Origin of the sequence: uncultured Allobosea sp., assembly GCF_945956895.1 — a bacterium.
Taxonomy (GTDB): domain Bacteria; phylum Pseudomonadota; class Alphaproteobacteria; order Rhizobiales; family Beijerinckiaceae; genus Allobosea.
The window spans coordinates 39,430-52,502 of record NZ_CAMFJF010000027.1; the positions used below are offsets into that span (position 1 = coordinate 39,430).

Sequence of the window (13,073 nt, forward strand, 5' to 3'; positions counted from 1 at the left end):
GGACCAAACGACCAGCCCGGCGCAAGACCGGGCCCATCACAGAGGAGAACGACATGACTGCGAAGACCAAGATTTCCCGCCGTACCGTGCTGGCGGGCGCCGCTGCCGGAACGACTGCGCTCGCCATGCCCGGCGTGCTGCGCGCCCAGGGTGCGCCGGTAAAGATCGGCATCCTGCAGCCGATCACCGGCGCTCTGGCCTATGACGGCCAGCAGGGGCAAATCGGTGCGGAGGCCGCCATCAAGGCGATCAACGATGCCGGCGGCATCAAGTCGATGGGCGGCGCCAAGCTCGAGATGGTGTTCGGCGATGCCCGCTCGACGCCGGAGGGCGGCACGGCGGAGGTCGAGCGCATGCAGGCCGAGGGGGTGGCCGGTATCGTCGGCGGTTTCGCCTCGCCGATCTGCCTTGCCGCCAGCCAGGCCGCCGCGCGCTATGACCTGCCTTATATCGTCGATGTCGGCGTCGCCGATTCCATCGTCACCCGCGGCTTGAAGAACACATTCCGTTTCGGCCCCGGCTTCGGCATGGTCACCAAGACGGCGCTCGCCAATCTGGCCAAGCTGAACGAGGGGGCCGGGAAGCCGGCCAAGACCGTCGTGCTGGTGCATGAGGACGGGCTCTTCGGCTCCGGCCTGGCCAAGCTGATGCAGGCGGAGCTCCCCAAGCTCGGCTTCGAGATCCTCGACACGATCGCCCATCCCACGCCGGCGCGCGACATGTCGAACGTCGCGCTGCAGATCCGCTCGAAGAATCCCGACCTCGTCATCCCCTCGAGCTATTATGGCGAGTTCGCCCTGCTGGCACGCACCATGCAGCAGCAGCGCATCCGGCCGAAGGGCATCTACGCCGTGCTGAACGGCGCCGCCTCGAACTACCGCTTCGTCAAGGAGTTCAACGAGGCGGCGCAGTTCGTGATGGACTGCAACCACTGGCACGACCCACGCAAGCCCGTCGCTGAAGCACTGCGCAAGCAGGTCGAGGCCTCCGGCAAGTTCTGGACCTACAACATCCCGCTCAACTACTCCTGCGTCGGCCTGCTGGCGGATGCGATCGAGCGGGCGGGCTCCACCGACAAGGCCAAGGTCACCGAGGCGCTGGCGAACTCCACCTATGCCGGCCACATCATGCCTTACGGCGCGACCAAATTCGTCGATGGCCAGAACCAGGGCGGCTCGCCGGTCAACACCCAGGTCCAGGGCAACGACATCAAGGTGATCTTCCCCGCCGATTTCGCCGACGCCAAGCCGGTATTCCCGCGCCCGGCGTGAGCCCTGTCGCCAACCGTTGTGGTTGGTCCTGCTCCGCCCATCCACGTCTTCGCCGACAATAACGGCAGCGGAGACGTGGATGCCCAGCACGGCGCCGCGCATGAGGCCGGGGCCGAAGGCCGCATCACCTAGCAAAAAGACTGTGATGTTCGCACCCGACATCATCCTCGCCGCCGTGCTGAACGGCCTGATGACCGGCTCGGTCTATGCGCTGATCGCGCTCGGGCTGACCCTCGTCTACGGCGTCCTGCACATCATCAACTTCGCCCATGGTGCGACGCTGACGGCAGCGATGTTCGCCGTCTATGTCGCGCAGACGATGCTGGCCATCGATCCTTACGTCGCGCTCGTGCCGATCACGCTGCTCTTCTTCGTGCTCGGCTACGGCGTGCAGCGCTTCGTCATCGGCCCGGCGAGTCATGGCGAGGATCGCAACATCCTGCTGGTCACGCTCGGTCTCTCGATCGTCATCGAGAACGCCATGCTCTCGATCTTCCGCTCCGATACGCGCTCGATCGATGTGCCCTATGCCTTCGAATCGATCGATCTCGGATTCACCTTCCTCGCCCTGCCGCGTGTCGCCGCCTTCGGTGTCGCCCTGCTCGTCGCGCTGCTGCTCGGCCTGCTTCTGACCACGACCGATACCGGACGGGCGATCCGCGCCGTCGCCAAGGAGAAGACCGGCGCTGCACTGGCCGGCATCGACGTCGCGCATATCTACGCCGTCACCTTCGGGCTCGGCGCGGCCTGCGTCGCCATCGCCGCCTGCCTGCTGATGCCGACCTTTTACGTCACCCCGCGCGCCGGCAACGCCTTCGTGCTCGTCGCCTTCACCATCGTCGTGCTGGGCGGCATGGGCTCGATCCCCGGCGCGCTGCTCGGCGCCCTCTTCATCGGCGTGGTCGAGAGCCTGTGCGGCCTGTTCTTCGGCGAGAGCCTCGGCCAGATCGGCATCTTCCTGATCTTCATCCTCGTCCTGCTGGTGAAGCCGACGGGCCTGTTCGGGGCACGGGCATGATCCGCGCCTACGGCCCAGCACTCGCCCTGATCGGGCTCGCCGCGCTCGTGCCTTTCGCCGTCTCGGCGAACACGGTGCTCAACTTCATCGTCTTCGCGCTGATCATCGCGCTCGCCGCACAGGGCTGGAACCTGCTCGGCGGCCTTGCCGGCCAGTTCTCCTTCGGCCACGCCGCCTTTTTCGGCACCGGCGCCTATGCCGCCGCGCTGCTCCAGACCCGCTACGGCGTCAATGCATGGGTCGCCTTCGCTCTCGGCATCGTGCTCGCGGCGGCGATCGGTTGGGTGATCGGCTTCCTCAGCTTCCGTTCGGGCTTGCGCGGCTCCTATTTCGCTCTGGTGACGCTGGCCTTCGCCGAGGTGCTGCGTATCCTCGCAAACGCCTCCGCCTTTACAGGAGGGGCGGCCGGGACGCTGGTAAAGCTCGACGTCCGGCCCGAGAACTTCCAGTTCGTCAGCCGCGCCGCCTTCGTCTGGATCGCGGTCGCGCTCGTGGGCGCGGTGCTGCTCATGACCATTGCGATCATGCGCGCGCGCTTCGGCGCCTGGCTGACGGCCGTGCGGGAGAACGAGGATGCGGCGAGGGCCCTCGGCGTCGACACGCTCGCGGTCAAGCTCAAGGCGATCACGCTCTCGGCGGCGATCACCGGCGCTGCCGGAGCACTTTATGTGCAATATTTTCTCTATCTCGATGCGGGCATCGCCTACGGCCCCTGGATCTCGATCGAGGCGCTCATCGCGCCGATCATCGGCGGCATAGGCACCGCATTCGGACCGGTCCTCGGCGCCGTTGCGCTTCACGTCTTCGGCGAGGCCGCCAAGCTTGTCGCCGGCGGCGTCCCGGGCATCGACCTCGTGCTCTACGGCCTGCTGCTCGTCGCCACGATCGCCTTCGCGCCCGACGGCCTGATGGGCCTGCTCATGCGGCTTGGCCGCCGCAAGACGAAGGAGGCCCGCTGATGCTCTCCGTCGCCTCCGTCACAAAGCGCTTCGGCGGCCTCGTCGCGGTCGACTCCGCAAGCCTCGCTGTCGCGCCGGGCTCGATCACCGGTCTGATCGGCCCCAACGGAGCCGGCAAGACCACGCTGTTCACGCTGATCGCAGGCTTCGAGCAGCCGAGCAGCGGCACGATCGTCTTCGACGGCACGGACATCACCGCCCTGCCCGCCCATCGACGCGCCGAGCGCGGCATTGCCCGCACCTTCCAGATCGTTCAGCCTTTCGCCGGTCTCTCGGTCGTCGAGAACATCGCGGTCGGCGCCTATCTGCGCCATCCGCGCCGGGCGGATGCGCAGGCGAAAGCGCGCTCCGTCGCGGATTTCCTTGGCTTGAATGGCATGCTGGACCAGTCGGCCGCCGCCTTGACTGTCGCCGGGCGCAAGCGCCTCGAGCTCGCCCGCGCGCTGGCGACCGAGCCGACGCTCCTGCTGCTCGACGAGGTGCTGGCCGGCCTCAACCCCTCCGAGATCCGCGATATGCTGCCGGTGATCCGCCAGATCCGGGACCGCGGCGTCGCCATCCTGATGGTCGAGCATGTCATGCAGGCGGTCATGAGCCTGTGCGAGCACATTCACGTCCTGGCGCAAGGCAAGATGATCGCGCAGGGCAAGCCGGCCGAGATCGCCTCCCACCCCGCCGTCATCGAGGCCTATCTCGGCCAGGGCGCGGCCAAGCGCCTGCAGGCTGCCCCAAGCGGAGGCGCCCATGCTTGAGGTTCGCGGGCTCATCGCCGGCTATGGCGGCACGGACGTGCTGCGTGGCATCGATCTCGACGTGGCGCCCGGCGAGATCGTCGCCGTGCTCGGCGCCAACGGCGTCGGCAAGACCACGCTCAACCGCGCTCTGTCGGGCCTGATTGCGCCACGCGCCGGCACCATCCGCTTCCTTGGCGAAGCGATCGGCGGGAGGAAACCCGCCGCGATCGTCTCCGCGGGGCTGATCCATGTCCCCGAGGGCCGCCGCATCTTCCCGAACATGAGCGTGCGCGACAATCTCGTGCTCGGCAGCTACCGGCGCGGCAAGCCCGCCCGCCAGAACAACCTGGAACGCATCTTCGCCCTGTTCCCGCGCCTGCGCGAGCGCTCGGCGCAGGCTGCCGGCACGCTCTCGGGCGGCGAGCAGCAGATGCTCGCCATCGGCCGCGGCCTGATGGGCGAGCCCAGGCTGATCATCCTCGACGAGCCTTCGCTCGGCCTGTCGCCGCTGCTGGTCGAGGAGATGTTCACGTTGATCGCCCGCATCGCGGCCGACGGGCTCGCCGTCATGCTGGTCGAACAGAACGTGGTGCAGTCGCTCGAACTGGCGAGCCGCGCCTATGTCCTCGAGAACGGCCGCATCGTCGCCGCGGGCCCCGCCGCCGAAATCGCCGCCGACCCGGCCCTCAAGCATGCCTATCTCGGATTGTGAGGTCCCGATGACCGTCCATGTCGAAGCCGCTCCCGTGATGCGCCGGCCCGAGACCCCGGACTGGCTGAACGATCTCGCGCGGTTCTGCGCCGGGCTGCGCTATGAGGACCTGCCCGAGCCCGTCGTCGCCCGTACCCTTCAGGTGATCGGCGACTGCATCGCGGCGATCGCTGCCGGCGCGCAGGAGCCCGAGACGATCGCGCTCGCCCGGCGTATGACCGCGACCGCCGATGAAGCCGGCGCCGCCGTCATCGGCGCCGGACGCCGCACGACCCCAAGCCTCGCCGCATTCCTGAACGGTACGGCCGGCACCATGCTGGAACTCGACGAGGGCAACCAGTTCTGCCGCGGCCATCCCGGCATCCATGTCGTGCCGGCGGTGCTCGCAGCCGCTGCGCGAACCGGGGCGAGCGGGCGCGACGTGGTGACGGCGGTCGCGCTCGGCTACGAGATCGGCGCACGGATCGGCATCGCCTCGAAGCTGCGCGTCACCATGCACCCGCATGGCACCTGGGGCACGGTCGGTGCGGCAGTCGCCATCGCCTGGCTGGAACGGCGCGACGCCAGCGGCATGGCCGAGACGATCAATGTCGCCTCTTCGCTCGGCCTCTCGACCAGCCGCCGCACCATGCTGGAGGGCGGCACGGTGCGGAACAGCTTCGCCGGTTTCTCCAACCAGATCGGCCTGATGGTTTCCGATCTCGTCGCCGCCGGCTTCACCGGCGAGGCGGACGGGCTCGGCACCGTATACGGCACCGTCATCGCCGACGACTGGCGCCCGGAAGACATGGTCGCGGAGCTCGGCGAGCGCTGGGAGATCGCGCGCAACTACTTCAAGCGCCATGCCTGCTGCCGCTACAATCACGGCGCGCTCGACGCGCTGGCCGAGATCGTCGTGCAGGAAGGAGGCCGGATCGATCCCGCGGCGATCGAGCGCGTCGATATCGCGACCTATATCTGGGCGGCGCAGCTGGCCGGACAGGAGCCGCACAACATGCTGGCGGCGAAGTTCTCGCTGCCCTTCTCGATCGCCACCACGATCGTCCATGGCGCGGCGACCGTGCCCGCCTTCCGGGAGGTTGCCCGCACCGACGAGACGATCCGCAGCCTGGCAAGGCGCGTCTTCGTCCGCGAGGATGCCGAGGCGACGGCGAAGCTGCCCGCGCTGCGCCCGGCGCGCGTAACGGTCACGCTGAAGAACGGCCGTGTGCTCGAAGCGCAGGCACTGACCAATCGCGGCGATACGGAGGATCCCTACACGCCCGCGGAAGTGCGCCAGAAATTCTTCGATCTCGCCGTGCCGGTCTGGGGCCAGCCCCGGGCCGAGGCGATTATCGCGGCCATCGATGCCCTGCCGGGCGCGGCCGATATCGCGGCGCTCGATGCCTTGCTGGCCTCTGCGCCCGTCACCAGGACCTGACCGATGACAGCTTCACTCAAGGCCCGCTTTCGCCGGCCCCAGATCGTGCTCGCACCCGGCGTCTACGACGCGCTGACGGCTTCGCTTGCCAGCGACGCCGGTTTCGAGGCGCTCTACGTTTCCGGCGCCTCGATCGCCTATACGCGCCTCGGCCGGCCGGATATCGGGCTGGTCTCGATGGCGGAAGTCGCCGAGACCATCACCATGATCCGCGACCGCGTCGCGACGCCGCTGATCGTCGACGCCGACACCGGCTACGGCAACGCGCTCAACATGCAGCGCACCATGCGGCTCTTCGAGCGCGCCGGCGCCAACGCCCTGCAGATCGAGGACCAGAGCTTCCCGAAGCGCTGCGGGCATCTCGCCGACAAGGGCGTGATCCCCGCCGCCGAGATGGTCGGCAAGATCAAGGCGGCAACCGACGCCCGCGCCTCCGAAGAGACGCTCGTGATCGCCCGCACCGACGCCATCGCCGTCGAGGGTTTCGACAGGGCCCTGGAGCGCGCACACGCCTATGCGGAGGCCGGGGCCGACATGCTTTTCGTCGAGGCCCCCGGCTCGGCCGAGGAACTGTCCCGCGTCATCGCCGGGCTGAAGGGCACGCTGCCGCTGATGGCCAACATGGTCGAGGGCGGCCGCACGCCGATCAAGTCCACGACAGCTTTGGAAGAGCTCGGCTTCTCGCTGGTGATCTTTCCTGGCGGCATCGTCCGCGCCCTCGCCCGCGCCGCGCAGGATTTCTACGCCAGTCTCAAGGCCAACGGCACCACCGACCCTTTCCGCGAACGCATGTTCGATTTCGATCAGCTCAACGCCGTGATCGGCACGCCGGAGATGATCGCCGTCGGCAAGGCCTATGAGGGCAAGCCGTGACCGCGCCGCTCGACCCCGTCACGCTCGCCGTCCTGAAGGGCCGGCTGGAGCAGATCGCCAACGAGATGGATGCGACGCTCTATCGCTCCGCCTTCAATCCGATCATCGCCGAGGCGCATGACGCCTGCCACGGCCTCTACCATGCCACGACCGGTGACACGCTGGTGCAGGGCACGTCGGGCCTGCCGATCTTCGTCGGCGCGATGGCCTTCGCCGTGCGCGCGGTGATCGCGCGCGTCGAGGCGGGCGCAGCCAACGAGCCGGGCGACACCTGGCTCTTCAACGACCCCTATGAGGGCGGCACGCACCTCAATGACATGCGCCTCGTGCGGCCGATCTTTCGCGAAGGCAGGCTGTTCTGCTGGCTCGCCTCGGTCGGCCACTGGCTCGATGTCGGCGGCAACGTGCCGGGCAATTTCAACGCCAGGGCCACCGAGAGCTTCCAGGAGGGCTTCCGCATCCCGCCAGTCAAGCTCGTTCGCAAGGGCGAGTTCCAGGCCGACATCGTCGAGATCCTGAACGCCAATTCGCGCCTGCCGCAATCGAATTGGGGCGACCTTAACGGCCAGCTCAACGCACTCGATCTCGGCGAACAGCGGCTCTCCGCCTTGCTCGATGACTATGGCAGCGAGACGGTCGAAGCCGCGCTCGATGCCTTCTCCGCCCGCGCCGAGGCGCTGATGCGGGCCGAGATCGCGGCCCTGCCGGACGGGCGCTACAGCTTCGACGACTTCCTCGACAATGATGGGATCAGCGACGAGCCTTTGCGGATCGCGCTCGACCTCACGGTCGAGGGCGATGCGATGACGCTGGATTTCTCGCGCTCCGCTCCGCCCTGTCGCGGCCCACTCAATATTGCCTATTCGACCGCGGTGGCCTGCTGCTATGTCGCGTTGAAGCACATCTTCCCGCATGTGCCGGCCAATGCCGGCGTGCTGAAGCCGATCACCTTCGTAATCCCCGAAACGACGCTGCTCGGCGTCAAGCCGCCCAAGCCCGTTGGCGGCTATACCGAGACGATCCTGCGCGTCATCGACACGGTTTTCGGGGTTTTCGCCCAGATCGCCCCCGAGCGCGCCAACGGCTCACCCTATGCGACGATCAACGCGCTCTCGCTTGCCGGCCATCGCGACGATGGCTCGCGCTTCGTGATGTTTTCCTTCTTCGGCGGTGGCCTCGGCGGCAACCCGGAAGGCGACGGCCTCAATCACGGCAACAACCCGATCTCCACCGCGACGATCCCGCCGGCCGAGATCCTGGAAGCCGCCTATCCCGTAATGTTCACACAATGGGCGCTGCGGCCTGACTCCGGCGGCGCGGGACGCCATCGCGGCGGCTGCGGCGCGATCTACGAGATCGAGGCTCTGGCCGAGAGCGGCGCCGACGTCTTCCTGCTCGGCGAGCGCGGCAAGTTTCCGCCCTTCGGCGTTGCCGGTGGGGGGCCCGCCGCGACGAACCGCTTCACCTACGACACGCAGGATGGCCCGGCCTCGCCGCCGCTCGTCACCAAGATCGCCGACATCCACATCGCCAGGGGCCAGCGCGTGCGCCTCGAAAGCCCCGGCGGCGGTGGCTATGGCGACCCTAAAAAGCGCGATCGCGCGGCGGTGCGCCGCGACGTGGCCAACGGCTATGTCAGCCCCGAGGCGGCACGCGAAACCTACGGGCTGGACATCGAGATCGGCCGATGACGACTTCTTCTCCCAAGGCCGTCGTCGGTGTCGATGTCGGCGGCACCTTCACCGACCTGTTCTGGTTCGACGAAGCGGCCAAGCGCTTCCGCACCGCCAAGGTCCCCTCCCAGCGCGGCGACGAGGCGAAGGGCTTCATCGCGGGGCTGACCACCTTCGGTCCAGTCTCGGAGCTCGCTTCGATCGTCCACGGCACGACGGTCGGCACCAACGCGCTGCTCGAGCGCAAGGGCGCGAAGATCGGCGTCATCACCACCCCGGGCTTCCGCGACGTGCTGGAGATGCGCCGCCGCGACCGGCGCCAGACCTGGGGGCTGTGGGGCGATTTCGAGCCGGCCGCGTCCCGCGACTGCCGGCTCGAAGTACCGGAGCGCACGCTCGCCGACGGCACGATCCGTACTCCGGTCGACCGAGGGGCGATGGCCGAGGCCGCTCGCGTGTTGCGCGACAAGGGCTGCGAGGCACTGGCGATCATCTTCATCAACGCCTATGCCAACCCGCAGAATGAGCGCGACGCGCTGGACGCCGCGCGCGCCGTCTGGCCGAACGACAACATCGCCTGTTCCTCGGCGATCCTGCCCGAGATCCGCGAATTCGAGCGCGCCTCGACCACCGCGCTCAACGCCACGCTCCAGCCTGTGGTCGGCTCCTATCTCGGCCGCCTCGAGGATGCGCTGGAGGCAGACGGCTTCGCCGGCCGCTTCCACATCGTGCAGAGCAATGGCGGCGTGATGTCGACCGCCACCGCCCGGCGCCTGCCCGTGCGCACGGCGCTCTCCGGTCCGGCTGCGGGGGTGATCGCCGCAGCGGCGGTCGCCCGCGCCGCCGGCTATCCCGACATCATCACCGGCGATCTCGGCGGCACCTCCTTCGACGTCTCGCTGATCGCGGGCGGAGAGGCGGCGCTTGCCGCCCAGACGACGATCGATTTCGGCATGGTGATCCGCACGCCGATGATCGAGATCACCACGATCGGTGCCGGCGGCGGCTCGATCGCCCGCGTCGATGCCGGCGGCCTGCTCGAAGTCGGCCCGGAAAGCGCGGGCTCCCGTCCCGGCCCGGTCTGCTACGGCCAGGGCAACACGCGCCCAACCCTCACCGACGCCAATCTCGTGCTCGGACGCATCGACGGCTCGAAGCCGCTCGGGACGCTGCAACGGCTCGACCTCGACGCCGCCAAGGCCGCCATCCGCAAGGAGATCGCCGAGCCGCTCGGCCTCGACGTTATGGAAGCAGCCGAGGCCATCGTGAAGATCGCCAATGCCCGCATGGCCGGCGCGATTCGCCTGGTCTCGATCGAGCGCGGGCATGATCCGGCCAGGTTCATGGCCATGCCTTTCGGCGGCGGCGGCGCGCTGCATGCCGGCGCGCTGATTCACGAGGTCGGCCTCAAGGGCGCGCTCGTGCCGCGCTTCCCCGGCGTCACCTCGGCGCTGGGTTGCGTCATCGCCGATATCCGCCATGACGGCGTGCAGACGGTGAACCTGATGCTCGACGGGCTGGATGCCGCAGCGCTCGATGCCCGCATGGTCGAAGCCGGGCGCGAGGCCCACGCGGTGGTGGCCGATGCCGGCCTCTCGGTCGAGCGCATCGATGTGCTCTACGAGCTCGACATGCACTATCTCGGGCAGACGCACACGGTCTCGGTGCCGCTGCCGGTCACGCTGGGCGAAGGCACCACGGGGGTCAGCGCCGCGATCATCCGGCAAGCCTTCGATGCCGCCTATGGCGCGGCCTTCAGCCGCCTTCTGCCCGGCATCCCGGTCCGCATCGTCACCTTGCGCACCGCCGCCATCGGCCGCCGTCCGGCCTTCGACCTGACGGCGCTCGCTCCGCCGGCCCATGCCGATATCGAGACCGCGCGCCGCGGCACCCGCCAAGTCTATCTCGACGGGGCCTGGCGCGAGACGGCGATCTGGTCGCGGCTCGATCTGCCCGTCGGCACATGCGTCGAAGGCCCGGCCATCTTCGAGCAACCCGACGCCACCATCCTGCTCGACCCCGACCTGACGGCCGAGGTCGATGCTCTCGGCAACCTCGTCATCCTGAGAGGCTGATCATGGCCGGCCCGATCACCGACATTGCCACGACCGCCCTGCTGATCGTCGATCTCCAGAACGACTTCATCCACCCCGACGGCGCCTATGCCCGGGGCGGCGCCGCCTCGCCGGAGGCACAGGCGCTTCCCGGCCGGCTGTTGCCGCTCGTCGAGCGTTTCCGTGCGCGGGGCGGGCTTGTTGCGGCGACGCAGTTCACGCTGGTGCCCGGCCGCGGCGGCGAGCCGCTGATCTCACCGCATCTCAGGCAGATGCGTCCGTTCCTGAAGCGCGGCGACTTCCTGCCTGGCGGCTGGGGCCACCGCGTCGTCGACACGCTCCAGCCGATCGATGTCAGCGTCGAGAAGATCGCTTACTCCGCCTTCTACCAGACGCGGCTGGAGTGGGTGCTGCGCAAGCTCGGCATCGCGCATCTCGTCGTCGCCGGCATCGTCACCAATGGCGGCGTCGCCTCGACGGTGCGCGACGCCCATGTCCGCGACCTCGACGTGACCGTGCTGGAGGATGGCTGCGCCGCTCCCACGCCGACGATGCATGCCGAGGCGATCGCGGCGCTGAAGCCCGTCGCCCGCGTCGCCACGATCGCCGAGGTGCTGGCGGAGGTCGGCACGCCATGAACGCCGTCCTTCCGGCCGCCGGTGTCACCTTCGAGGCCGAGGCCGACGTCCTGATCATCGGCGCCGGCGCCGCCGGGCTCGTCGCCGCTCTCGCCGCCAGCGAGGCAGGCGCGCAGGTCGTGGTCGTGGAGCGCGACGCCGTTCCCAGCGGCTCGACCGCATTGTCGGCGGGGCTGATCCCCGCTGCCGCGACCCGCTTCCAGCGCGAGGCGGGCATCGAGGACAGCGCGGAGCTCTTCGCGGCCGACATCATGGCCAAGGCCGAGGGCGAGCCCGATCCGGCGGTCGTCGTTCAACTTACCGAGCATATCGGCCCGGTGCTCGAATGGCTCGCCGACAGCCACGGCCTGCCTTTCGACGTGGTGACGAATTTCTCCTATCCCGGCCATTCCGCGCGCCGCATGCATGGCCTGCCCAAGCGTACCGGTTCCGAGCTGATCGACCGGCTGCGCGAGGCCGTCGAAGCGCGCGACATCCCGATCCTGACGGAATTCCGCACCACGACGCTTTTCGCCGAGGAAACCGGGCGCATCACGGGCATTGCCGGTGCGCGGCCCGGCGGCGGCGAGGAGCGGATCGGCTGCAAGGCGCTGGTTCTGGCCTGCAACGGCTATGGCGGCAACCGCGATCTCGTCGCGAAGCACATTCCGCAGATGACGAATGCGCTCTGGTTCGGCCATTCCGGCAACGAGGGCGACGCCGTTCTCTGGGGCGAGGCGCTGGGGGCCGAGCTCGTCCACATGTCGGGCCATCAAGGGCATGGCTCGGTCGCGCAGCCGCATGGCATCCTGATCAGCTGGGCGACGATCATGGAGGGCGGCTTCCAGGTCAATTCGCGGGGCGAGCGCTTTTCCGACGAGAGCCACGGCTATTCCGAACAGGCCGCAACCGTGCTCGCCCAGCCCGAGGGCAAGGCCTGGACAATCTTCGATGACCGCATCGCTACCATTGCTCGCCAGTTCGAGGACTTCCGCAACGCCGAGGCGCAGGGCGCGATCCTGCAGTCGCAGGATATCTCCGGGCTTGCGGAAGCGCTCGGCTTGCCGCCGGCGGCGCTCGCGGCCACTTCCGTCGAGGTCGAGGCGCTGAAGCGCGGAGAGGGCAGCGACCGCTTCGGCAGGGACTTTCGCGGCGCCGCGCCGCTGGCCCCTCCTTTTTCCGCGGTGCGTGTCACCGGCGCGCTCTTTCACACCCAGGGCGGCCTGCGCATCGACCCGCGAGCGCGCGTGCTGCGGCCGGACGGCTCGGCACTTTCGAATCTCTTCGCCTGCGGCGGCGCGGCGGCCGGTGTCTCTGGCCAACATGCCTCGGGCTATCTCTCGGGCAACGGCCTGCTCACCGCCATCGGCCTCGGCGAAATCGCAGGGCGAAAAGCGGCGCGTCTGGCCTCGCCCGATCAACCGCAAGACCAAGCGTAGGATCTGCCCGGCTGGTGAAGGCAACGAAATGATGCAGTTCGAAGATCAATTGGCGGCGCTGTCGCGCCACCAATCTGGGGCTGACATTCACGGGTTGGAAGAGCCGGACATCGCACGTTGGATGCCGGATTTGTCCGCCGACAAGATTTGTCGGCCTCGCTTCTGCTTGGAAAGGCAATGACACTTGCACCTGACGGCGCCTGAGCCGATGAGAGTCCGCTTGCGGGCGATGCCCTGATGTCTGCAGTTGTGAAGGGTTTCGGATGCCGGCCCATGCGAGCGGGGTCGGACCGGGCTGAGGGC

The 13,073-nt window shown here is 68.5% G+C and carries 11 protein-coding genes; all 11 read left to right on the forward strand.

Annotation, left to right across the window (positions count from 1 at the left end; genetic code table 11):
- The first annotated feature begins 53 nt into the window (after positions 1-53).
- Complete coding sequence (locus Q0Q02_RS15240; protein ID WP_293810594.1) at positions 54-1,271, forward strand: ABC transporter substrate-binding protein; 1,218 nt, start codon at positions 54-56, stop codon at positions 1,269-1,271.
- Positions 1,272-1,416: 145 nt separating this feature from the next.
- Positions 1,417-2,289, forward strand: a complete 873-nt coding sequence (locus tag Q0Q02_RS15245) for a branched-chain amino acid ABC transporter permease (RefSeq protein ID WP_293810595.1) — start codon at positions 1,417-1,419, stop codon at positions 2,287-2,289.
- The gene (locus tag Q0Q02_RS15250; protein WP_293810596.1) at positions 2,286-3,248 is read left to right on the forward strand and encodes a branched-chain amino acid ABC transporter permease; all 963 of its coding nucleotides are present in this window, start codon (positions 2,286-2,288) and stop codon (positions 3,246-3,248) included. The genes Q0Q02_RS15245 and Q0Q02_RS15250 overlap by 4 nt, the downstream gene beginning before the upstream one ends.
- Complete coding sequence (locus Q0Q02_RS15255; RefSeq protein WP_293810597.1) at positions 3,248-4,000, forward strand: ABC transporter ATP-binding protein; 753 nt, start codon at positions 3,248-3,250, stop codon at positions 3,998-4,000. Before Q0Q02_RS15250 ends, Q0Q02_RS15255 begins: the two co-directional genes overlap by 1 nt.
- Complete coding sequence (locus Q0Q02_RS15260) at positions 3,993-4,694, forward strand: ABC transporter ATP-binding protein (protein WP_293810598.1); 702 nt, start codon at positions 3,993-3,995, stop codon at positions 4,692-4,694. Before Q0Q02_RS15255 ends, Q0Q02_RS15260 begins: the two co-directional genes overlap by 8 nt.
- 7 nt (positions 4,695-4,701) lie before the next feature.
- Complete coding sequence (locus tag Q0Q02_RS15265) at positions 4,702-6,114, forward strand: MmgE/PrpD family protein (protein WP_293810599.1); 1,413 nt, start codon at positions 4,702-4,704, stop codon at positions 6,112-6,114.
- 3 nt (positions 6,115-6,117) lie between these two features.
- Entirely contained in the window at positions 6,118-6,987 is an 870-nt protein-coding gene (locus Q0Q02_RS15270; protein ID WP_293810600.1) for an isocitrate lyase/PEP mutase family protein, read from the forward strand.
- Positions 6,984-8,678, forward strand: coding sequence for a hydantoinase B/oxoprolinase family protein (locus Q0Q02_RS15275; RefSeq protein ID WP_293810601.1), 1,695 nt, complete (start codon positions 6,984-6,986; stop codon positions 8,676-8,678). The genes Q0Q02_RS15270 and Q0Q02_RS15275 overlap by 4 nt, the downstream gene beginning before the upstream one ends.
- Complete coding sequence (locus Q0Q02_RS15280) at positions 8,675-10,735, forward strand: hydantoinase/oxoprolinase family protein (RefSeq protein ID WP_293810602.1); 2,061 nt, start codon at positions 8,675-8,677, stop codon at positions 10,733-10,735. Before Q0Q02_RS15275 ends, Q0Q02_RS15280 begins: the two co-directional genes overlap by 4 nt.
- A 2-nt stretch (positions 10,736-10,737) precedes the next feature.
- Positions 10,738-11,352, forward strand: a complete 615-nt coding sequence (locus Q0Q02_RS15285; protein WP_293810603.1) for a cysteine hydrolase — start codon at positions 10,738-10,740, stop codon at positions 11,350-11,352.
- On the forward strand, positions 11,349-12,770 hold the full coding sequence (locus Q0Q02_RS15290) for an FAD-dependent oxidoreductase (protein ID WP_293810604.1): 1,422 nt from the start codon (positions 11,349-11,351) through the stop codon (positions 12,768-12,770). The genes Q0Q02_RS15285 and Q0Q02_RS15290 overlap by 4 nt, the downstream gene beginning before the upstream one ends.
- The last annotated feature ends 303 nt before the right edge of the window (positions 12,771-13,073 follow it).